The sequence below is a fragment of the Methylomonas koyamae genome (assembly GCF_019669905.1).
Classification (GTDB): domain Bacteria; phylum Pseudomonadota; class Gammaproteobacteria; order Methylococcales; family Methylomonadaceae; genus Methylomonas; species Methylomonas koyamae.
In genome coordinates this window covers 2,244,286-2,268,282 of sequence record NZ_AP019777.1, presented here as the reverse complement: position 1 = coordinate 2,268,282, position 23,997 = coordinate 2,244,286, and the positions used below count along the sequence as shown (strand labels likewise).

The window sequence follows — 23,997 nt, the reverse complement described above, 5'->3', positions numbered from 1 at the left end:
AACGGCGCCACCGACAACCACGGAGCGGCAAGCGCAGTGGCTTGCTGCAAACGGCATTAGGACGCCTGATTAAAAATACCTGTCTTATGTTTTGCAGTAAGCGTGCCAATCCGTATCCTGATGAAATCAAGCACTTAGCAAGCAAACTGTTTATTGGCTGCTGCTTAATCAGCATTTGTTGCTGATCGTGTGTTGATATTTCAGCAGCAGCTTTAGCAATGCTGATTCGGCAACAATCTTTGTTTTCCAGCCAACAGGCCGCCGTATTGCGCAAAAAAAAAATCCCGGCCTGAGCCGGGATTCCGCTGCGCGAGGACTAATGTGGTCAACCGCCGCAACCGGCCTTGCCGTCGCGGATATCGCCGACGCTGCACTGGCCGTAGCCGACGATATCGGTGCTGAGCACGGCAATCGGGGCTTTTGTATCGCCACCGCCATTTTTGCCGTCGGCATCCTTATTGCCGGCGGCGGGCGCATCGCCTGCCGACTTGGCGGCGCCGGTGGCGGCGCTATCGGCCCCGGTCGGCACCACCGGGGCCGCTACTGCAGTCGGTACGCCGGTCGAAGTGCCGCTGGCCTGAATGTTGGAAGCGCCGATCACCGCGGTGGCGGCGATGGTAATGTCGCCGCCGCTGATGCCAGCCTCGCCGGCATCGACCACGCCTTGCGGCGCCGCCAGTGTGACGTTGCCGCCGCCGATGGCCTGAATGCCGCTACCGGAAATAATCGGCGGGAACACGGTGACGATATTGCCGTTGGCATCGACCGTAGTGATCGGCTTAGGCGCCGACAAGGCCGACTTCGCGCCCTTGCCGGCGTCGATGTCGCCTTTGGAAGACCAGGCCACGATATTGCCGCCGCCCAGGGTGAACACGCGAGATTGGTTCACGTTAACGTTGTCGCGGGTGAATATGTTCAGATTGCCGACCTGCTGCACGACGATACCCAATTCGTCGGCGGCTTTTTTGCCGGTCAGGCCGACGTCGAGCTTGCCGCCCGGCACCGCGATGTTGATGCTACCGCCGGCCAGGGTTTTCACGGCGCTGAACACCAGACTGACATCGCCGCTGTATTCGGCATTCGGAAACAAGGCCTGAATCGCATCGAAACCGCGCTTATACTGTGCGGCGCGTTGGCCCTCCCCTGCCGCGGCCGCGGCTTTGGCCGATTGGTCGATTTCGGCAAACAATACCGCCAGCACGTTACCGAGATAACGCTGCTGCTCCGATAATGCCTGGCTTTCCAGACCGTTTAACCATGTGGGATAGGCCGAGCGGTATTTATCGATAAATCCGGCCAGGTCGATACCGCCGGCGGTGCCGGCCAACAAATCGATGCTGGCGCCGACGTTGCCTAATCCCGAATTCAACAAATTGCCGACGGTCTGAATCCCGCCGGAACTGCCCAATACCACGTCGCCGCCGGCGACCACTTGCAAATGGCCGGGGCCGCCCAGGCGGAAGAATTGCGGATTGTTGCGGGTAAACACCACGTTGCCGTCGCTGTCGGTGACGGTATCGAAATTAATGTTGCCGCCGGCCATGATCAACGTAGCGTCGCTGCTCGATAAATTCTGGCCGTTGACCGACAGGTTGTTGATATCGCGGCCGGCGATGAAACTGGCGGCCTGCGGCATATGGAACGTCGCTTCCAGCCCGGCGGCAAAGCCGATGCTGCCGGTTTTAGCCACGATCAACGGCCGAGTTTGGTCGTGCAAATGCACCGGAACCACGGCATGTATCGTCGCCGGCTTCGGCGAATTGGCATCCAATAATTGCTGAGCCTGAATGTTACCGGACACGTAATCGCCGTCCAGATTGCGCGCCGGATTGGCAATGCCGGGCAGCAAAGCCGGATCGGTATCGGACATGTTGACGCTGATCTTCTTCGCCAAGGCCACCGGCGTATCCGAGCCGATATTGCCGTTGGCCAGCAATTCCAGATCGCCGGCAGCATCCGGATACAGCGTCATCGAGCCGTTGATCCTGATATCGCCGCTCAATGCCGCGGCGCGCAACGTGGCCGGATAAACGAAATACTCGAATCCGCTGCCGTCGTTCGACGCCAGTTTCTTCACGGCTTTGACCGTATCGTAGTCGTTTTCGAATACCAGATTGCCGGCGGTCGAGGTCAGGTTGACGGCACTGTTGGCGGTATAGCTGAAAAACCGGCTATCGACGCCGTCGCCGGGAAAACTCGGAATTTTTTGTTTCAGCGCGGTCGGGCTCAACGCGGCGGCCAATTCGATATCGCGCCGCGCCCTGATCTGAAACTCGGCATCGCCGACATCCAGCATCACGCCGACTTTTTGCGCCGATCCCGGCACCGCGCCTTTGGCGATACTGCCGCCGGCGATCAGTTCGGCGCTGCCGCGCCCGGTGTAAAACTCGCCGGCGACGATATCGTTTCCGGCAACCACGCTAAGGTCGCCACCGCCGTTGATGTAGGTGCCGGTCTGCAACCAGCGGCCGTTTGCGTCTATCGTACCGAGCGGTTTGCCGGTGGTCGGAATCATTACCGACAAATTGCTGATATTGCCGCCGGCGAAGACATCGACGTTACCGCCGCCCAGGGCGCCGACGTTCTGGTTGAAATAGCGGTTGGCGCCGGCAAACAGCATATTGCCATCGGCATCGGATTCCAATTGCTCGAAATCGCGGTTGCCGCTGATATTGATACCCCAGGCCGTGGCCTGGTTAGTATCGCTACCGGCCTGCCATTGGCCGTCGCGCACCAGCCAATCGCCGATACTTTGTCCGGTTTGGATGCCGCTGATATCGCCGCCGGCGCGCAAACCGATGTTGCCGCCTTGAGTCGGAAACTCGGCATACAGGGCAATGCCCTGCACGATGCTGTCCTGATCCAGCAAGCCGTAACGCAGCACCCGATTCAGTTGCTCCTGGCTCAACCGGGCCAAGTAATTTTGCACGCTCTCGCCGGCATTTTGCGCCGGGATGCCCGGAATCTCGCCGTTTAACAACTGGCTACGGCTGTACAGTGCGCTGGTGCCCATCGTGTACACCGCGGCGGCGGCCTGGTTATTGCCGCTTTTCGGCACGAAGCGGATACTGCCGCCGGCGTCGATGTCTATCGATCCGGTCCCGGTTCTGACTTTGACCTGCTCGTCGCCGTGGGTGGCCGCCAGATTCACGTCCTGGCCGGCAATCAGCTTGTAACTCCAGGATAAACCGGGTTGCAACAAGTCCTTGGTTAGCAGTTTACTGCCCAAGGCCGCTTCCAGATCCTGTTGTTCCTGGCCGGGCAGCGAGGTATTGGCAAAAGCGTCGCTCAACGAGGCGTTGACGTTCAACTGGCCGGCGGCGCGCAAGGTCAGGAAGCCGGGCAATTGGCCGTCGCCGTAACGCCAATCCGACTGCCAATCGATCCCGTTGTCCGCCCACTGGCCGGACATGAAATCCCAATTATCGGCCAAGGTCAGATTGCCGCTGCTGCGGACTTCGATACCGGGCAATATTTCCAGGGCGCTTGCCGACAGCCCGCTCAGAGCCGGCCGGTTTTGCATGAACTGGGCGGTTTGGTCGCGCCAGGTCGCGATAAGATCGCTGGTAACGGTCGATACGCCGGTATAAACCCTTACCGCTTCGACCGCGCTGCGCTGCGGATCGGCACCGGTAATCGTGGCATTGATCGCCGAAATGTTGACTTGATTGCCGTTGCGGCCGGTACGCAAATGCAGCGCACCGCCGCTGCCGCCGGCAGCGCCCGATACGTCTATGATTCCCGCGGCCGCGGCCAAATCCAGTAAATCGCTGCCGCTATCGTCGCGGTGCAGCGTGTCCAGCGTGACCTGGCCGCCGTTCTGGCCGTTAGCGGTGGCCTGGGCCAGGATGCGGCCGGTTGCGGCCAAACTAATGCCGTTGCGGCCGTAAACGTCGATGCTGCCGGCCTTGGCATTCGAAGCATTTAAGGTACCCGCAATCGTCACCGCGCCCTGATCGGCCTCTAATACTAATTGGCGAGCGCTCAACGTAGTGCCGGCATCCAGCGCGATATCACCGTGGCGTTGTTTCAAAGATACCTGTTCGGCGAAACCGGCTTGAGCCAGTTTTGCGCTCAACGTGGAAATATCGCCCAGATCTTTAACATCCAACGCCAAGCTGGCCTGCTTGAAATTAGCATCGGTGTGCAGAGCGGCTTTGCCGTCGATAGCGCCTTGCCAGTCGAATTTGCCTTGAACCGCGCTGACCCGCATTTGGCCGGCGTCGGCGGCCTGGTAAGTCGCGCCGTTCAGTGTCCGTTGGCCGCCGCCTAGATTGATTTGGGTGCCGGATTTCAGCACTACGTCGCCGTTGCCGGCCTGCAGAACCAAATTGCCGCCGGCGGAGTATTTAACGGTATCGGCGAAGGCCAGAGCCCGGCCGGACAAATCGACGACGCTACCGCTTTCCAGACTGACCGGACCGTTCAGCGCTTGCAGGCTCAAGCTACCGGACGGTAGCAAAAACCGGCCGCTACCTTGGATACTGTTGCCGGCGATGGACCATTGCACGCCCAAACCCGGCGCCAAATCGGCAGGCAACGCACTGCCGGCCAGCAGATCGACCCGGTAACCGGCGGCGTCGATACTGGTCGTCGCGCCGTTATCGCCGCCGATATAGGCCGCGTCCAGCGTCAGATTGGCCGCCACCTTCAATTTACCGGGATCGGCAAACCGGCTGTTACCGGTTGCCGGATCGACGATGCGGCCGATGCCGCCGATGCCGGCGTTGGCTTTGAAATTGACGTTGCCGAAGCCGCTGATGCCGTAACTGCCGGCGCCAAGACGGATGTCGTCCGCGTTCAAATTCAAGGTGCCGCTACCGGTTCCGCTACGGTTGCTGGCGGCGCCCTGGTTGAATAGAGCTATCGAATCGGCATTGATATTCGCCGCCGCGCCCTGATTGGCAAAGCCGTTGATCGCCGCCGCCGAAATCAGCAAGTTGTCGACATTCAAATTGACGCCGCCGTAGATATCGAAATCGCCGCGGCTGTTCAGCCGCAACTCTTTCAAGTCGAAGTCCGTGTTTGCCAACACCAGGCCGGGCGTATTGGCCGGTGCCGCGCCGATGCTGATGCGGCCGGCGTTCAACGCCAACGCGGCGCCCGCCATATCGATGCTGCCGTCGAACACGGTGTTTTTGGTCGCATCCAGCAGCGCCGAACCGGCCGTTTTAATCAATGCGCCGGCAGCCACGACCAACTCGCCGCGGTTGCCGCTGACGGTTTGATCGCGGCCGACTTCGGCCTGGCCGCCGGCCGCGACCCGCAGCAGAGCGCCGTCGCTGCCGCCTGCCGCGTTGGAGACCAACAAGTTGCCGCCGGACAGCCCGGCCGAGCCGGCACCGATCAATTGCGCGCCGGCGGCAACCTGAACCAAATCGGTGGCGGCCAACAAGATTTCCTGGCCCTGCAACACCGCATTGCCGGCGACTGTCAGTTTATTGGTGGAGACGGTCAAGCGCTGGCCTTTGGCCTCCTTGCTGCGCTGGCCGCCCAACAACAGGCTGGGCGCGTTGAATTTGTTCAAATCGGCGGCCACCAAGCCCACCGTTCCGGTCTCCAGTCCGGCCAGATCGGCACTGTTGCCGACCACGGCCAGACGGTTGCCGGTGATATCGACTTGGCCGCCGGCACCGCGCAAAGCCGGTTGCGCCGCCAAATCCGCCGCCAATTTCAGGCTGCGCTGCGCCGACAATACAAGACTGCCGGCATCGCGCGGCAATTGCGGCGCCGCTTCGCCGGCCGCCTCGGCTTTGTCGGCAAAGAAGCTGTTAGCGTAATAGTCTATGTATTGCGAGCGGGTGCGGGCAATCGCGCCGGGTTCGACCACAAAGCTGCTACTGCGCTGGTCGGCAATCGCGGTGCCGGCAACGCCGTAGCGGCCGACCACGACCGGACTGCCGGCGTTATTGGTGGTATTGATCACTGCATCCTGGCTGCCGGCCACCGGTGTTACCAGATAGGCGCCGGGCAACAAGGCATAACGCGCCGGCAACAAGGTATACCAGCCCTCGGCCAGACCGCTGCCGGCCGCCAGATAAACGCTATCGCCGTTGCGCAAGCCGGCGCCGGGCGATTCCAACGGATCGTAAGGCGTCAAGCTGGAATTGAAACCGGGCAGTACCGCAAAGCTGCCGTTGCCGGCCGCCAAAGCGTCGCTGCTGCCGCCCGGGCCGGGGATGAATTCGTAGGCATAGAGATCGCCGCCGCCGGACAGGTCGATCAGCGCCCCCTGTTGCAAGTCGACATCTTGGCCGTTCAAGTGCAGACTTTTCTCCGGCGGCGCCGTAACCACGATATTGGCGGTTTGGCCGGCATCCAGCGGATACAGCCAATCGGTGCCGCCGGAACCGCGGCCGAAAGGCACCAGCAAGCCGTCCGCGGACACCGATGTCACGCTGCCGGCTGCCAACTGCAGGGTATTGGCCGCATTCAAGTTCAAACTGCCGAACGGCGCTTTCAGCGTGCCGCGCTGGTAAATATTGGCGGCATTGACGGTCAGGCTGCCGCCGGCCGAATACACCGGCGTATGCTGGCCCGCACTATTCAAGAACGTGACGGAACGGCTGCCGGCGTCGATCAGGTAATCGGTCAGCGTGCCCGGATACAGTTGATTGGCCTGCAAGATCAAATCGCCTGCCACGTTCAAGCGGCCGACATAATCTTTTTGAGTTGAGCCGAGCAAACCGCGCAGGCGCATATCGCCGCTGCTGTTGACGCGTATCGTATCGAAGCCGTTAAAGGCCAAGCCGCCGACCAATTCGACCGCGTTGGCATTGGCGCTAAATTGGCCGCTGCCGCCGCTGGCGGCAGGTGCCAGACTGTCGCCAACCCGGCTTTGCGACGAACCCAGCGCCAGGTAGGCGCTAGTGAGTTGCACCGAGCCGCCGTCGCTTTGCAGGCTGGGGGTATCGAATACGATTTGGCGGCCGCTGTGCAATTCGACGTTACCCTTGAACAGGATGCCGCTATTCAATTGGCCGCCGACTCGCGTAGTGTCGGTTTCGAACGCCAACGAATCGAAGCCGGCGGCGTTGATCAGCCGGCTGTTCAATAAGGCTCTGCCGCCGTATAGCGCCGGATCGATAGCGCTGCCGGTCGCCAAACCGGCCGGAACGTTGGCGGTGTCGGCCGCGGAGATTTCAATCCGATAGGGCTGGTTCGGCTTTCTGTCGTCCGGGAATAGGCTGCCGGCAATCGGAATTTCCGGCTTGCCGCGCAAACCGCGGTCCAGCGTGACCGCCAGGCTGCCGCCGGCCGCACTCGCGCCGCCGCTGGCGGCATGTAGCGCGGTGTCGGCCAGAATACCCTCGCCGGCAATCAACTCAATGCTACCGCCGGCCGAGGCAATAGACTGCCTGGCGTAAGTCAGGCGGCCGTTGCGCAGTTGCGCAATATTCAGCAACGCCGCGCTACCGGAGACATCGATCTGCGAGCCGGCTTTGCCGACGATATAGCCGCGGTTGGCAGCCAACGCGACGCTGCCGCCGGCCAGCACTTGGCCGGCCAGCAGGCCGGCGGCGCTGGGTTGGTGCAGATAAGCGCCGCTGGCGCTCAAGCGGCTTTCGCTACCCAACCAGATACCTTGCGCGTCGTTGAAGCCGGTGATTAACGGCGGATTGACGATATTCAGCGCAATCCGGCCGGCCGGCGTATCTATCGTGCCGTTCAGGAAAATCGAGGTCGAGGAGTTTAAGGTCACCGAACCGCCGATGCCGGTGCGAATCGCGGCGCCGGAGCCGATGCTCAGATGTTCGCCGGGGCTGTGCTCGGCGATTTCGGCGTAGGACAGGTTAAGACTGACCGGCTGGCGTAAGTATTCGGGCAGACTGAATTCGCGGCTGACATCGACCAACTTGCTGCCCGACGCAGCGGCCCCGGACGAGGCCAGCAGTTGCCGATTGCGCGGCTGCAAATCGATCTGCACGTGATCGGCCAGTTTCAGACCGTAGCGGTTGGCCACGATGTCGAAATCGGCAAAGCCGCCCTGCTGAAAAAAGCCCGACGCCAGCAGCAGAGGTTTTGCCGTGCCGGCGCGTGGCGGCAGGTCGCTGGCGGAACCGATCACGACTTCGTTGCTTTCCAGGTGCAGTTTACCGCCCTGCGCCAAACCCCAGGCTTGCAACGAACCGTTCAGGACCAGACTGGCCGGCGTCACGCCGGCCAAATGGGTTTGCGCCCGCAAATCGATGCTGCCGGCTTGGCCGGCTTGGACATGGCTATTGGCCTTGCGCCAGGCGCCGCCGTCGGCGACGATGCGGCTGCCGGCCTCCAAGACCAAGTCGCGCTGCTCGCTGCGTAAACTGACGCTGCCGGCATCGATGGCAATCGGGCTTAACCCCCGGCCTTGTTGCATATCCAAGGCGTCGTTAATCCACAAACCGCTGACATCGATCAAAGCGCCGGCAGCCAAAGTAATCGACGACGGTTGCATGACCTGGCCCATCACCACCGGCTGCAAATTGACGCTGCCGGACGGCGCGACGATGCTGCCACGCAGCTCGAAATTACGCGCGGTCAGATCCAGTTTGGCGCCAGCCGGCAGATCGAGGCGGTTGCCGTCGGCCAGCAGCAGGTCGCCGTTGGCGCGCACGGTCAAATTACGAAAGCCGGCGTTGCGCAAGGTATCGGGATTGATATTCAACGCCACCGGCGCCGGATTGCCGCTGCTGCGGCGCGGAATCGGGTCGGTCGGCCCCAACGACTGCACCACGGCCCGGCTGTCGAAGGTCACGTTCTGTCTGCTGAAATCGTTGCCGTTGATCAAATCGATCAGCAAACTGGCGCCGGCCGCCCATTGTTCGGGATGGCGCTGCAAGGCGCCGGTGACGGTGCTGCCTTGCAGATTGCCTTCCAGTAAGGCTTCGTACGCGCTAATCTGTAAATCGCCGCCGGCTTTGCCTTCGACGTAGCCTGGACTGTAGTGCTGGTAATTGAACAGATTGTCGTAGGCCAAGTCCGGGTCGGCATCGGCGATATTGAATATCCGATTGCCGGCTGCCAGATTAGTGGTGACGATATTGCCGCCTTGGTAGGCTATCGAGCCGCCGGATACGTCCAAGCTGCTGCCGACTTTGGTAACCACATCGCCGCTGGATTTCAAGTCGATGCTGCCGCCGGCGGTGCTGCGCTGGTCTATGTTTTTCGCCACCCGATCGACCGCGCCTTTGATATCGGCCACCGGAATTGCAGCGCTGACCAATTTGCCGTCCGCATCGTAAACCAGATTCGCGTCGCGGATGTCGACTTTGACTTTTTTGCCGTACAACACGCCGTCGCGTTGCAGCGGCGCATCGCGCAATTCGTTTTTGCGCAACTCCACTTCGACCACATTGCTTTCGGCCGACTGCACCACGTTCTTGACGCCGGATACGTCGATCTTGGCGCCGCTATCCAGAAAAATTCTGGCGCTGCCCTTTTCGGCCGGATTCGACAAGTTATCCAGCGCCTGTAGCTCGACGTTGCCGGATTTGGCCTCGATCAGCGAACCGTTGCGCAGATAGACTTTGTGGGCGCTGACCTGGACGTAAGACGGCGTCTGTTCTTGGGCGTCGATCGCGGTCAGGGTTTTGTCGGCGTCGAGATCGACGCTGGTCCGGCTGTTTTCCGCCAGATCGACGGTAGCGCTGGTGCCTAGCTGTTCCTGGCCGGGCAATACACTGTTGCGCTTGGTCGATTTGCCCAGCAATTTGCCGCCGACCGAACTTGGGGTTTGGATACCTTCCCGCGCCAACAGCCGTACCGAGCCGTTCAATTTTACCGACGTGGTGGCCGAGGCAATACCTTTTTGGTTGACGGCAAAACCGATCAGGCTGGCATTGCCGCGTTCGGCGATGATTTTGCCGACGTTGTTGACGTCGCCGCCGGTACCGACTTCCACCAGCAGGCCGCGCACGTTCGGATCGTCGCTGGCTTCCTGCAGGTAAACCTTATCGGTCGCAGCAGCGAGCACGGTCTGGCCGTCCGGCGTTTCGATGGTACCGGCATTGGTGATGCTGGGTGCGGCCAGTATCACCCGGCCGCCTTCGCCATGGGTTTTGATGCTGGCGCCCTGTTGCACGAAAATCTCGATTTTGACCTTATTGCCGGCCGCATCTTTGACATACTCGCCGTTGGCGTTCTTCAAAAACAATTCGCCGTTGCCCTTCAAAGCCGCCGCGCTGTTGGCGAAGTTATTGGTGTTCTTGTTTAAATCGAATACCTTGGTGATGCCGTTTTCGAAATCGGCCTGACTGATGTTCAAGGTGCTAGCCACCAACGCATTGACGTTGACTTGGGCATCCTTGCCGAACAAAAATCCGTTTTGGTTAATCAGGTAGACCTGGCCGTTCGCGGTCAGCGAGCCGAAAATTTTACTGGCGTCCTGTTGGTGGATGTTGTTCAGCGCAATCGAGGTGGAACTGGGTTGTTTGAATTCGACGCTATAGCCTTTATCGATATTGAAGCTTTGCCAGTCCAGAGTCGCTTTGTTGGTGACCTGGTTGATCGTCATCGCATTGCCGACCACCGATGCGGTGGCTTGGCCGCTGGTCGCCAAAGCCGCGGGATTGACCGCCACCGGTAGCGGCGAGTCGGCTACGGCCGGCGCCGCTCCGGCTCCGAACACCAAACCGCCGGCGATCAGGCTGCGTATCGCCGCGGCTAAGGGTTTAGGTTGGCTGAGGGGAAGGTCGGAACTCAACAAGGGCTGATGTTTCATAACTAATCGGATTCTGAAATGGCTGGCGGCCCGGTAAATCCGGACCGCATTCGAACTCGGGAAACCACAAAAATCGTTTATCCGGTAACGGAGCAATGCGCTCCGGCGAATAAGCGATTTGTGCGGACTCCCTGGCCTTGCGCCGTCCGCCTGGCACGAGCCGATACCGGCGGCGGAACAACCGGCGGTGGCCGGCAAAAATTAAGCCGCGCCGCCACCAGCTTATAAAAGCCGAAGCCGACGCAGCCCAATAAGCTGTCCCTATCCTGTCGGCCCTCCCGGTTTCCTTGCGGCCGTTCCTGAAAAAATCCGTTTCGGGCGGCTCCTGCTCGCCCTAATCGTCCTTGGCTGGTCGGCCGTCCCTGGCCGTTACTGCTCCATAAGTTAAGCTTGCCGCTTACTTCAGCTCGATGACGGTATTGGTGGTGCCGCCGAAATCCGGGTTGGCAACGCCGTTGTTGAAAGCCACCGGCGCCACACCCAGGCTGGTAAAGCCACCATCCACCAAATGAGACAGTGGTACGACCGGGTTTTCCGGATCGAACGGCACCGATACCGACGCGGTGCTATCGGTTTTGGTAGTGGCGAATACGCCGGATTGACCGAACGGCAGCACTGCATTGGTGTTGACGGTTTTCAATACCGAGACGTTAGCCAAGGCGCTGGCAAAGGCTTCCAGCGCGGCGACTTTATCGGCACCGATCGCGCTGGCCGGCCGAATCAAGACTTCGCCTTCCGCCCACAACGGGTAACTGCCGTTAGCCACGTTGGCGATGGTCGGTGCCGCGCCGTCGATTTTGACGTAGCGCCAAGGCTGGCTGACGTTGGCGTTGCGGTCGCCGCCGTGAACGGCAAAACCCCAGAATTTTTTCAAAGCCGGATTGAAACCGCTGGTGTTGGTGCCGTTCTGCCAATCGACCAGCAAGGCATCGGTGGCGTTGGCGCCGCCCGGATTTTTTGCGATCGGCGCGGTCGCACCGTTATCGATTGCTGCGATATTAGCGGTCGCAGCCTTAGGTTTAACGGCTCCCGCGACATAGGGATAACCCAGGATTTTGGCATAAGGCACCGCACCAATCGCCGCGCCCGGGTTACGCCGGCCGATCGCGACCTTGGTCGAAGGCGGCAATGCAACGCCGGCCGTACCGACGATGGAGGCGTCGGTCAGTGGCAATACCGGTTGGCCGGCCACGCTACGGTCGACGATTTTGACGTCGCTCCAGTTTTTGATACTGCCGGCCAACAGGCTGGCCAGAAAATCTCGGCTCAAAGACGGGATGTAGCTTTCGTCGTCGTATTTACCGATATTGGCCAGGGTATCGGCCGGCAATTGACCACTCTTGTATTGCGCGACTTGCAACACCTTATAAAAGTCCAGCGGTACGCCGATGCCGTAGACCAGACCGCCGGTCGGTACCCGGGCAATATTGTTGGCGGTCAACGCCGCCGGCGTCAGGCTGGTGTTCCAGCCGGCGGCATTGGCATTGGTGCTAGGCTCCTTGACCACTTCCGGATAATTGTCGGTACCGGGCGCCAACAAGGCCGGCGCATCGACGCCGGTAAAGCCGCCGTCGGACAATGTGTTTTGCACCAGATAGTTGTTCCAGGCGGATTGGCCGGAGCTGCCGCCGGTATTGGTGATTTCGGCTTTCCAGAATTTGGCGCCGTCGGCCTGCCAGGCGCCCAACTGACTGGAGCCGAAGGTGCCGTCGCCTTTGTTGGGCAGAAAAATATCCAGATGGTCCAAACCGATATTACCGGCCAGCGGCACTACACCGTAACCGGCCGCGCCCAACGAACGTTTTTCGACGTAAATCCGTTTACCGGCCAATCCGGCCGGCAGGCTGGCGGCACCGGTAAAATAAAAGCCCTGGAAGCGGCGGCCTTTGTTAGTGCCTTGCAAGTCCTGGAACACGTCCAAAGTGCCCGGCGCCGCCAAACCGAATTTGATGGCTTCTTCGATGGCGCGGTCTTGCGCGGCGCCGCCGGAAGTAAAAATTTTGACTTCGGCCGGACCGTTATCCCACGGCGTCAGCGCATTTGCGCTTTGCGCTACTGCCAATAACGAAACAGCCGCGGCTAGCGTTTTAATGGTGTGTGCTTGTGTCATTACTTAATCCTCAAAAATTTGATGTCCTTGTCAGGCGGCAAGACCGGGCTTGCCGCCCAAACGCTTAAACCGCCAATCCGCCGGCTTTACGGCGAGTTACGCCCAACAGGCCGGCCAGCGCCGAACCGAACAGCCAGACTGCGCCCGGCACCGGGACCGCGGCAACTTGCGCACTGAAGGTCAAAGTGTTGTCCGTACCCAGCACGAATTTACCCAACGAGGTGAACTGGTTTTTACCGTCGGCGAACGGATTGGTGGCCCAGATGAAGTCATACTCGCCGGCACCGGTTTTAGTCGGCACACCAGGCGCAGCATCACCACTCCAGCCGGTAATTTTGGTGTCGTAGAATGCAACTCCGTTGATAGGATCGAGAGAAGCTACGTCGGCATTTTCGCCTTCTGCGGCGATCTTGGCGTTTACTGCTGCCAGATAAGCGCCGGTCGTGCCTGAACTACTTGGATTGCTCTCCAGCGCGGCAATCTTGTTCGGGTCCAACGAGCCGACACCCGGGGCGGTAACCAAAGCACCCCATTGCGTGTTGTAAGCATCCGAGTAAAAGCCATCGAAGCCTGGCTCTACACCGTACTTGTCATAGTTGCTGACATTGACGTTGTCCTTCTCGTAACCGGCCAATACCGACCAGCGCAAATTGGCCACATTGCTGATGAAGCTGCCGAATTGGCTGTAGCTGCTCAGATTCCAAACCAGCTTGCCGCCGTTAGCCGTCAACGCATCGCTCAGCACCGTGGAAAAACCGGCCGCCCCCGGCTTGTTGCCGGCAAAGTCGGCATAATTCAGGCCGCTGACGCCGCTCGTGGTCGCCAAGCCCAGGTTCAAAATAAAGGTTTGTTTGGTGGCATCGTCCACCGCGCTGAACACCAAGGAACCTGGTTTGGCGTCGCCGGTTGCAAAACCGAAGCCGGTGTCGATCGCCGCCGCCGCGTTACCGGCAAACAGCGCGAACGATATCGCCGCCGCAAGTTTGTACGTTGTCTTCATGTGATTACCTCAAGTCAGATTAGAAACAGGCCCGCCAGTCATTGGCAAAAACCGTACAGCTGAAGATTTAGAAAGCGCGATTTCTCGCCAACCTGATCCAGCAGTAAGCGTGCCAACACGGTAAATGCGTGATACTTAACAGTTTTCGGAAAAAGCGAAGATGGAAAGCTGCTGATATTTCAGCAAGCGCTGCTGATCGGCTGCTGATAAATCAGCAATCCGGCAAATAAAAAATATGCGGGATTAATAGGGAATTTAGGCGGCAAGGCCAAAATCGCCGGCCGGCAGGTTTGAAACAATTCAGTAATAAAACCAAACACCTGTACCTAAGTACAATGGCCTTACGCTTTCAAACAAACGCCAGATTTTGAGGTCGGACCGGATAACGGCAACATTCGCTGCCGCATCGAGCCTGCCCCGCACCTGCTGAAGGCTCAACAGCAAATGTTGCCGATCTGCTGCGAAACCAGCAATCGACCAAGCCCGGTACCGATTGACAAAGCGCATTTTTCCCGCCGGGGTCGGATTAAACCCGGCATTCGTGCAGGCTATACCTTTATAGCCAAGCAATTTTTCTGCCTATTCCGAATATCGACGCCGAGCTTGGCACTGGTATTGCAAATTCAGTGGCGGGACTCAACAACACCCAACGCTAAAATTTCAACGAAAAGGAAAATCCATCATGAAACACAGCTTAACCATCGCCATCTTATCGGCACTCGGCACCTGCTACGCGGCTGCGGCAGCCGCGGAAAATACCGGCAACCGTTACGGCTACCCGGTGCTTTACCATTCGGAGATCAGTTCGGCCCGCGCCTGGCTGGATGTCAGCCAGGACCGTCGGAACGAGCAAGAAGCCGGGGACCATGACGACGACGAGCACGGCCGCAAAAAACCGGTAATACTGGACGTGCGCCGGATCGAGGAATACGTCGCCGGCCACCCGGTGGGCGCTTACAGCATTCCGTTTCCGCACGTGACCGGCAGCCCAAGCGAAGCCAACGATCAAACCGATTACATCGGCTACGATATTTCGGTCGATCCGGAGGTGGGCTTCCTGCTCGACCAGTCCGCCAAGGACGGCACATTGCCGATTCAAAACTTCGTCGACTATGTCGAATCGCTTTTCCCGGACAAGGACCAACCGCTGTACATCCTCTGCGCGACCGGCCACCGCAGCGTGCAAGCGGCGAACGCATTGGCCAAATACGGCAACTACACCAATGTTCGAAACATCTGGGAAGGTTATAACGGCCAACCGAAATACGCTTACACCGGCGCGACGCCGACCCAACCGTTGGTTGCGCTGGATTTGAATAACGACGGCGTGGTCAACGGCGACGACCGCGACGGTTGGGCGTTCTATCAAGGCTTACCGACCGAAACCAAGCTGCAAAAAAACAAGCTGTACCGGCCGTTGTTGTCGCTATACCCGGTTAAAGCCAAACCGGGTCACAAATCCAAACGCGACACCGACGATTAAACCGGCCGGGCGTTTTTTGATACGCATACCGATTCCCGCAGTTGCGGGAATCTTTTGTTTCCCCCCGGCCCATTTGGGCTAAGCCTTGGCAGCGCTGCCAACTTATCTGTTTCGACTCAACCAGTGCCGCAACACGCCGTCAGCAGGTTTTGCGCTATCTTGACGCGGCACCTCGCCTGACAACTCGCCGCACAGTATTACTTGGCGCTGGTTCCCTAGCCTGCTGTAACAGCCATTATTCAGCGGCCAAAAAAAACGCCGGCCCTTGCGGGACGGCGTTTTCGGGGTGCGGCAAGCGGATTGGCTTATAACTTGCCGAGCACTTCCTTGGCTTCGGCCAAGCCGTCGAACTCGACTTTCTTGTCCACCGCTTTTTGCAGATGCTCGCGGGCTTTGACCGGGTCGTTCATTTTGTAATAGATCATACCCATGTGGTAATTGGCGATCGGCGATTGCGCGTCGCGCTCGATGGATTTAGCCATGATTTCCTTGGCCTTGTCGAAATTGCCCTGTTTGTAAGCAATCCAGGCCACGGTATCCAGCATGTTCGGGTTGTTGGTTTTCAGCAGCGGTTCGGCCAATTTCGCCGCCCGTTCCAGATTTTCCGGCGTCGCCGCAAAATCGGACAAATAGCTGGCCAGATTGTTGATCGCCACCGCCGAATCCGGATGCTGCTTGTACGACGTTTCGTACAGGGCCAGCACTTCCTGGTTCTGGCCTTCGCGATGGTACAACCGGGCCAAATCGTCGACCAATTCCATTGCGCCGCCGGTTTTCTCGATACCTTTTTTATAGATATCGATCGCTCCGGCTTTGTTCTTTTGCGCCAGTTCGATCAGCGCCAGGTTGCGGTACGGGCTGTACCAGTCGGGTTTGATCGACTGCGCCTTTTGGTAAGCGGTTTTGGCCTCGGCGAACTTCTGCTCGTTCAGGTAAGCGCCGCCGATCAGGTTGTAGGCCACGAAATGGTCAGGCTGTTGTTTGACCACCTGTTGCAATTTGGCCAGGGCCTTGTCGGATTGCTTCAGCACCAGATAGCTTTTCACCATCTCGGTCAAAGGCTCCACCGCATCCGGTTTACGCTCCAGCGCCTTTTGAAAAGCGTCGACGCTTTCCGCCAGTTTGTTTTCCGCCTGGTAGGCCAAACCCGACATGTAAAAGCCGGTGGCGTCCTTGTCGTTCAGTTCCTGGACTTGCTTGGCTGCGGCTTGGGCCTTGTCCCAATGCTTTTGCGTCACTTCCAGCTTGAACAAGGCTTCCAGGCCTTTCAGGCTTTTCGGATTGGCTTTCAGCAAGGTTTCCAATTGCTGTTTAGCTTGGTCCGGCTTGTTGCCTTTCAGCATCAAGCCGACCAAATCCAATTGCGCGGTTTCGTCGGCCGGCGCCAGCGACACGACTTTTTCCATATTCTCGCGCGCCAATTCGTCTTCATTATTGCGCAGATGCGCCGCCGACAGCATTTTCAACACGCCGGTGTTGTTGGGCTGGTCGACCAGCACGGCACGGAAATCGGCAATCGCGTCCGGTATCCGGTTTTCCGCCAATGCGAATTGGCCGCGCATCGTCAACGCTTCGGCGTCGCGCGGGTTGTTCTCCAACACTTCCTTGATCAGGCCTTTGGCTTCGTCGCCGCGTTTAGTCAACGCATACAAGGCGGCCAGTTTGTTGCGCGCGGTGATCGCACTGGGCCCCAGCTTGTCGCGGTCGACAATTTCTTTCAAGGTCGCTTCGGTCTTGTCGAATTCTTTTTTAGCCAGATGGATATTGGCCAACTTAAATTTCAATTCGTAGGCGTCCGGCTTTTGCTCGATCATCGGCAATAATTCGGCAATCGCCACTTCCGGACTGCGTTTTTCCAGCAGAAAATCGATCAGATAAGTTTTGGCGGTGTCGTTGTCCGGCATTTTCGCCACGGCATCGCGCAAGGTAGCTTCGGCCTTGTCGACTTGCTGGGTGCTGACTTGGAACAGCGCCAAGCTACGGTAATGCTGCAGTTGTTGCGGTTCGATCTTGACGATCTCGGCCAGCGTATTCTCCGCTTCGGCCGCATTTTTGGTTTTGGCGTACAAGCCGGCCAACATGCTGCGCAGCGGCACGTTATCGGCTTTTTTCGCAATCGCCTCTTTCAACATGGCGATGGCCTGGTCGGCTTTATCCAGCCTTGTTTGAATCGAAGCCATCATCAGCGTGGCCGGCACGTCGTCGGGGCTTTGTTTCAACGCCCGCTCGACCGAAGCGATGGCGCCGTCGTTATTATTCTTGGCCGATTGCACGCCGGCCAGCAAAACCAGGGCTTCGACGTTGTTGGGTTCTTTCGCCAGCGCTTCGCCGGCCATTTTCTCGGCGTCGTCGACCATCCGGTTCAGCAGCAGCAATTGGCCAACCCGCACCCGCGCCATCACATGGTTTTCGTTGCCGGCCACCACGGAACTGTATTCCTTGAACGCCGCTTCGATTTTGCCTTGCTTGCTCAGCGCTTCGGCCATTTGGAAGCGGCTTTCGGCGTCTTTCGGATCGATTTGCAGCACGTTTTTAAAGGCCAATTGGGCTTTCTCGTAATCGCCCGCTTGAAACAACTGCTTACCCTCTTCCATGTATTTCGCTTTCCGATCCTCGGCGCCGTTACAGGCCACCAATCCGGTCGTCAAAACAACAATGCCCAGATTTTTTAAAAATTTATGTGTTGTCATGAGTATCTCGATGATTCTTGCGTGTGGTTGTTTCGGACGCGCCGGTCGAAGCTGGCGATTGTAGACCTGCCGCGGCAATCCTGCGCGGGATCTTATAAATCAAGATCTTATATCGACACGGTCGCACTGTTACACGCGACGCGGACATTCGATCAGCGATTCCTTAGCTGCTTTAAAAACGCTGCCTGCCCGATTTTAACTTATTTGCGCGACCAAACTGGTAGCTGGTTCGGGAATTTGCCAGGCGAAAAGGTGCGACATGTCGCCGCACCCCCGGTGCCGCGGAGGCTTATGGGACGGGATTGCCGGTCTCGGCGGCGGATTGTTCCGCCAGCTTGCCGGCACGCAATTTGTCTTCGTATTCCTGGACGATGTTTTCCATTTCCACGCTATTGAACTGCAACAGCGCTTCCTGCTCCAGCAAGCCGGACAACGCGCCCTTGTTCTGGTAGCGTTGCAACAACTCCTTGCCTGCCTGGTAGAGTTTCAGGTTATGGTCGCCGCAGACGTTTAATTGTTGCTCGGTGGACTGCTGCTTGCCTTTCAACGCCGCCAACTGTGCGGCTAAATCGGCTTTGGCCTGGTTGGCCTCCCGGTTTTTTTCGAAAGCTTCCTGCAGCCGGACGTTGGTTTTTTCCAGGCGTTCGCGCACTTCGCCGGCGACGTTGCGCTGGGCCGACAATTCGCTGCCGAGTTGTTCCTTGGCGGCGACGGCGGCAGCATGGTCTTTCTTTAGTTGTTCCAATTGCTGGACTTGCTCGCTCAGTTTGGCGATTTCGGCCTTGGCCGCGTCGCGCTCGGCGGTCAGACTTTTCACCATGCCTTGCAGCTTCAAGACCGCGCCGCTGTCCTTGCCGGCCTCGCGCGGCGCGGCGGATACCGCCGCCGAAACCGCCAGCGCCAGTAACAGAGTTGCCGGCAAACGTCCGCCGATGTGATGCCGTTTCATGTCGCCTCCTCGCCTAGAACTGGGTGTTGATATCCATTTGCAGCACATCGACGCCCCAGGTCGGGCCGCTGATCATGTCGGCGGTCAGCCAACGTCCGGTCAACCAGACGTTTTTCATCAAGCCGTAGTTGCCGCCGATGAACCAACCTTTGAAGTTGGTGCCGCCCAAATGGAAGTCGGAATCGGTAAACGCATCCAGCACCGCGTCGCGGCCAACGTATTTGTACGCGGCGAACACGTTCCAATGGCCGGCCACTTCCGCCTTGGGCCAGCCGAAATCGGCGCGGAACTGCCAGGCTGTGGTCTTGGCATCGACGGCGGAACCGTATAGGCGACTGACTTCCTGTTTGTCGAAGCCGATGTTTCTGGCGTAATCGCCGCTGAAGCGCAAGTGGTAAGGTGCGAACAAGGCCATGTCGTAAGACGCGTTCAGGTTGACGATATTGAAATCGGACGCCAAGCCGACCATGGCCGGCAAGGTGCCGGGCGCCAACCGGGTGCCTTCCTTACAGATCGTCGCCAGAGTATTGCCGCCCTGCATAAATTCCGGCCGCGAGGCGGTATTGGCCCGGTTATTGGTGTCGCAGGTACCGGAACCGGTGGTATTTTGCTTGGCCTGCATGTTGACGTAATCGAAGTAGGCTGCGCCCAACTTCAGATTATCCTGATTGGCGAATAGCCAATCCATGCCGGCCTGGCCGCCCAGCAGCCATTTGTCGCTGCTGAAACTGCTTTCCTGCAACGGAAACGCCCCGACCGTCAGATAAGCCTGATGGCTCTGGTCGCCGTTGTCCATCAAGCGGTCCGTTTCGCCCAAGTGGTGGCGTAGCGTCGCTGCAAAACCCTCGAACGACAAATCGGTATCCCAAACCAGCTCGCTACCGCCGGTAAACTCGCCGCCGCCGGTATACCACGGGTTTTTGATCCGGCCGCCGCTCAGCGTCAGCCATTTGAATTTGTTGTCGTCGATCGCATCGTATTGCAGATAGGCGCGGTCGACCGTGAAATCGTAACGGTTGCCGTAATTGGCCAGATTTTGGTTGGTCGATACCGGATCGCGCTGGTTGCCGGTCGCCAGCCTGATGCCGGCTTTCAGGCTGTCGGCGACGTTGGCGTCGATACCGATCCGCAGCCGTTCCCGGAAACGCTGGCGGTCTTCGGTAGTGTTGTAAAACGCATCCAGACCGGCATTGGTCACGCCGCGGGCGTCGTTAATGGCCTGGTAATCCAGATAGGAGTTGGGGATATTGTCCGGCGCCTGGTAATCGTGCTGCGAACGCAAGCGGATATCGCCGGACAATTTGAACTTGCGGGTCCATTCCGGCAATGCATTCGGTAAGCCCCATTGTTCGTTCTTGGCTTTTTGCATCACGTCGCCGACCACTTCCTCGCGTAGTTCGCTACGCACTTGCTGGCGAATCTCGTCTTTGACGAAATCCGGCACGTAAGCCACCCGCACCTCATCGGCCGGCACGGCCTCTTTCTGGCCGGCGGCTTTGGCGGCAGCAGCCTGTTGGCCGGCCTCGACTTCGGCTTGCTTGATCATCTCGTTGGCCGCCTTGTCGGTCAAAATGCCCTGCTTCACCAATTGCTTGATCAAATTGGTGGTGGTGTTGCGCAGCTTCAGCAATTCTTCCTTCTCGCCGGCCTGCACGCTGCCGATCAACCCCGACAGCGCCAGGGCCATCAGCCGTGTTTTGTTCGCCATTGTTATGTTCTACCTATGGTTTTAAATTCTCGATGAAATCTTCAATTTGACCGGTTGCTGCATGCCGGGCGGCGGCGGTTCCGCGACCCGGTCGAACTTGTTCAGCAAACGGCTCAACAGCTCGTCGATCTCGGGATCGTTGCTGCCCTTGGCCAATTCGATCCGCTCCACGGCGCCGTCGGCCTTCAACCAGACCTTGACGATGGCGGTATAGCCCTTGCGCCGCAGTTCCTCGTGGTTGCCCAACAGATTGGCAATGCCGTTTTTGATCAGGCCGCCGTACCAGGCATAAGGATTGCCGTTGCCGCCGCCGAACAGGCCGGTACCGCCCTTGCGCGCCGCCAAACCGAAACCGTCGGAACCGGCTGCGCCCTCGGCGTCCAGGCCCAGATCGCGCGGCGGCGCCTGCTCCGGCTCGGGTTCAGGTTCCGGCTCGGGTTCCGGCTCAGGTTCCTTGATTTTTTCTTTGATCTCCGGCTCGGGCGGCTTTTCCACTTTCGGTGGCGGAGGCGGTGGCGGCGGCGGTTTCAGCAACGTGATCGGCTGGATTTTCTTTTCGTTTTTGGCCGGTTTGTTACCCGCGAAGTCGATGATGACTTTGACGATATAAAAAATCGCTACCGCGGCGATCAAGACGCCTAACACCATAGGGATGTAAACCCGCCAATGCTTCTTCTTCGACATGGCGCCAACTTATTTCACGAGGTTTTGCGTCACCAGACCGACCTGGGTGATTTCCAATCGGCCCAGCAAGGCCAGAATGTCGACCACGCTTTGGTATTGCACGGTGGCATCGCCCTTGACCACCACCGGCAATTCCGGATTCGCCGCCTTGTATTGCAGCAGGGTCGATTCGAGTTGTTCCATCGTTACCGGAAACGTATCCAGAAAAATGGTGCCGTCGGCAGTGACGGTGATGGCCTTGGTCTGCGGCTTGGACAAACTCGGCGTGTTGCTGGCCTTGGGCAAATTGACCTGCACGCCCTGCACTGCGGCGGTGGTCATTAGGATGAACACCACCAATAACACGTAAGCCAGGTCCAGCATAGGCGTGACGTTGATTTCGTCGTAGGCGGCGTTTTCTTCTTGAACTTTCATTGGGTATTCTCGTGATTGCGTAGGGCACGCTCTGCGTACCGGCAAATGTCGGCAAGGCACGCAATGCGTACCTTGCCAATGGGGTATCAGCTATGTTGTTCGGCGAGTTTGGCGATGAATTCGTCGACGAAGACGTGCATATCGGCGGTGATTGCCTTGATCATGCTACCCAGGTAGTTGTAGGCAAACAGCGCAGGAATCGCCACGCCGAGACCGGCGACGGTAGCAGCCAAGGCTGCGGCAATACCCGGTGCGATGGCGTTGACGTTGACTTCGCCGCTGGCGGCTATCGCGGCGAAGGTGATCATGACCCCGACCACGGTACCCAGCAGACCCAGGAACGGGCCGCCGGAAATGGCGATGGTCAACAACACCATCTGCGAATTGAGTTTTTGTAGCTCGCGTACCAGCACGCCGTCCATCGACGCTTTCACCGCATTCAAGGCTTGGGCCGACAAGGCTTGGTCGTGGACATCGGCGCCGACGCCTTTTGCCAAGCGTTTGTTCATTTCCTGAACGCCGGTATGGTAGATACGGTAGATGGATGAACCGGCAAAGGCCGCATGGTTACCGGTCAACGACAGTAGCAATGGCGATTCGTCGAAATCCGCTTGATCGTCTTCATCCTGATGGTCGAGGTTGGTAAGGTTTTTGGAACCGAGCTGGCTGAAGGCTTCCTCGAACTTTTTGTTTTCGCTGCGGGTGCGGTTCAGAATGATCGCCTTGCTGACGATCACCAGAAAGCTAATGATGAACATCACCGCCAGAATGCCGATGATGACCCAACCGTCCAGCGTGACGTTGTCCAGCGTCGCCATCAGATAGGATTCGCCGCCCTCTTCGCTATCCGGCGTGCTGTCTTCGCCATAGTTCAACAATGCGGAAGACTGGCCCTGCATCAGCGCGGCGAATTGCAAATAATTTTGGTCGCGCGCCACTTTGGCGATGCCGAACTCGTCGATGGCGCCGGCGAAGCCGCGGGAACCGTCCACTGCCGCACCAATGCTGCTGTCGCCCAGCAGCGCCGAGACGCTGGCCGGCAACACACCCATCGGTTTGCCGTCGACGTATAAAGTGAAACCTTCCTTGGTGGCGCTAACGGCCAGGAATTGCCAAGTCGCCAGATTCAAATCGGTCGGGCTGACCAATTCCTTGCGATTAACTTCCAACACCGGCGTCTGGCCTCTAACAGATAAGGTCAGGCCGTCGCGCTGAAAAATCACGCCGTCGCTTTGCGCTTGGTCGATTTTGACCCAGGCCGACACGGTCCAGCCGAACTCCACCGCCATTTGCACGGCCGGCGTCGCCGCGATCTTCACCGCCTGGCTGCCGTTGAACGCGCCGGCATCGCCGACGGCACCGCCTTCGATCCGGGTCGATGTGGCGCTGGCCGGCTGATTGGCGTATGCCGTCGCATCTTTGGCCGCATCGGCCTCGAAGTGGTAAGCCACGGCTTGGGCCACGTCGAAAATGCCGGCGCCGTCCTGGGCGTCGACCGCCTTAGGATTACCGTAATACATCCAGAACATGGCCTCGTCGGCCGAGGCAATATCTTTGGGCAGTTTGACCCAGATCAGGGCCATCTCGTTGACGGTATCGATTTTCTCGATGAAATATTTCAGCGGCGTCTTGTCGTCGGCCGCCAAAAACCGCAGGTCTTTACCGTTCTCGGCCAGATCGGCGAAAAAACCGAAATTGCCGGTATGCAGCCGCACCGGCACCAAACCCTCGGCTACCGGTTTGACGCCGCTTTGCTGCAACTGCGCCGCGTCTATCGTGATTTTCTTCCGATAGCCCCAGTCGTCGTTCCACCAGGCTTGCGCCAATCCGGGCATCATCGACAGGACCAACATTAACAAGGCAATCCGCTTCATTTTCTCTCTCAAAACAAGGTACTTAGCGAATTATCCCGACTTTTCTTTACATTTTTATGACACTTTCGTGAAATTTACCGGCCGAACCGACTGCGGCCCGGACTCCCCTTGTTCCGCCGTTACGGCGTTGAATGCCTACCGGCCAGTCAACTCGGGACGGTAGCTGCAAGCTATCCTTGCAACCTGGATTCCGGCAATCCCTGCCGGAATGACGATTAGAGCTTCGGCGTGGGAATACCTGCCAGCCGCTCAACTCGGTACGGGTTGCCACGGAGGGCGATGGGAACCCGTCAAGTGCCGTCATGCCCGCAGGACGCGGGCATCCAGCGCCAGGGACGGTAGCTGCAAGCGATCCTTCCAGGTTGGATTCGCTGCCGCCCGCTACG

At 58.8% G+C, this 23,997-nt stretch carries 10 protein-coding genes; 1 reads left to right on the top strand and 9 read right to left on the bottom strand.

Annotation, left to right across the window (positions count from 1 at the left end; all coding sequences use genetic code 11):
• Window positions 1-325: 325 nt before the first annotated feature.
• The 3 genes from MKFW12EY_RS10395 to MKFW12EY_RS23035 form a co-directional block, all read right to left on the bottom strand.
• Window positions 326-10,699, bottom strand: coding sequence for a filamentous haemagglutinin family protein (locus MKFW12EY_RS10395; RefSeq protein WP_221054498.1), 10,374 nt, complete (start codon window positions 10,697-10,699; stop codon window positions 326-328).
• A gap of 397 nt (window positions 10,700-11,096) precedes the next feature.
• A complete protein-coding gene (locus MKFW12EY_RS10390; protein WP_221054497.1) occupies window positions 11,097-12,809 on the bottom strand; it encodes a hypothetical protein in 1,713 nt (570 codons plus the stop codon).
• Window positions 12,810-12,873: 64 nt separating this feature from the next.
• Window positions 12,874-13,809: a hypothetical protein gene (locus tag MKFW12EY_RS23035; protein WP_054760934.1), complete on the bottom strand. Its 936-nt coding sequence runs from the start codon at window positions 13,807-13,809 to the stop codon at window positions 12,874-12,876.
• Window positions 13,810-14,491: 682 nt separating this feature from the next.
• Between MKFW12EY_RS23035 and MKFW12EY_RS10380 the strand changes: the two genes are divergently transcribed.
• Window positions 14,492-15,292 (top strand): rhodanese-like domain-containing protein, encoded by an 801-nt coding sequence (locus tag MKFW12EY_RS10380; protein ID WP_054760937.1) that lies wholly within the window; start codon window positions 14,492-14,494, stop codon window positions 15,290-15,292.
• A 305-nt stretch (window positions 15,293-15,597) separates the two neighbouring features.
• On the opposite strand, the gene MKFW12EY_RS10375 is transcribed toward MKFW12EY_RS10380, so the two are convergent.
• The 6 genes from MKFW12EY_RS10375 to MKFW12EY_RS10350 all read right to left on the bottom strand — a co-directional run bounded on the left by MKFW12EY_RS10375 (window position 15,598) and on the right by MKFW12EY_RS10350 (window position 23,611).
• On the bottom strand, window positions 15,598-17,982 hold the full coding sequence (locus tag MKFW12EY_RS10375; RefSeq protein WP_221054496.1) for a tetratricopeptide repeat protein: 2,385 nt from the start codon (window positions 17,980-17,982) through the stop codon (window positions 15,598-15,600).
• A 289-nt stretch (window positions 17,983-18,271) separates the two neighbouring features.
• Window positions 18,272-18,931, bottom strand: coding sequence for a hypothetical protein (locus MKFW12EY_RS10370; RefSeq protein ID WP_054760947.1), 660 nt, complete (start codon window positions 18,929-18,931; stop codon window positions 18,272-18,274).
• Between the two features lie 13 nt (window positions 18,932-18,944).
• Window positions 18,945-20,639 (bottom strand): putative porin, encoded by a 1,695-nt coding sequence (locus MKFW12EY_RS10365; RefSeq protein ID WP_221054495.1) that lies wholly within the window; start codon window positions 20,637-20,639, stop codon window positions 18,945-18,947.
• Window positions 20,640-20,660: 21 nt separating this feature from the next.
• The gene (locus tag MKFW12EY_RS10360; RefSeq protein ID WP_245006492.1) at window positions 20,661-21,323 is read right to left on the bottom strand and encodes an energy transducer TonB family protein; all 663 of its coding nucleotides are present in this window, start codon (window positions 21,321-21,323) and stop codon (window positions 20,661-20,663) included.
• 9 nt (window positions 21,324-21,332) lie between these two features.
• Window positions 21,333-21,737, bottom strand: a complete 405-nt coding sequence (locus MKFW12EY_RS10355; RefSeq protein ID WP_054760949.1) for an ExbD/TolR family protein — start codon at window positions 21,735-21,737, stop codon at window positions 21,333-21,335.
• 86 nt (window positions 21,738-21,823) lie between these two features.
• Window positions 21,824-23,611: a DUF2341 domain-containing protein gene (locus MKFW12EY_RS10350; protein WP_221054494.1), complete on the bottom strand. Its 1,788-nt coding sequence runs from the start codon at window positions 23,609-23,611 to the stop codon at window positions 21,824-21,826.
• Window positions 23,612-23,997 lie beyond the last annotated feature (386 nt).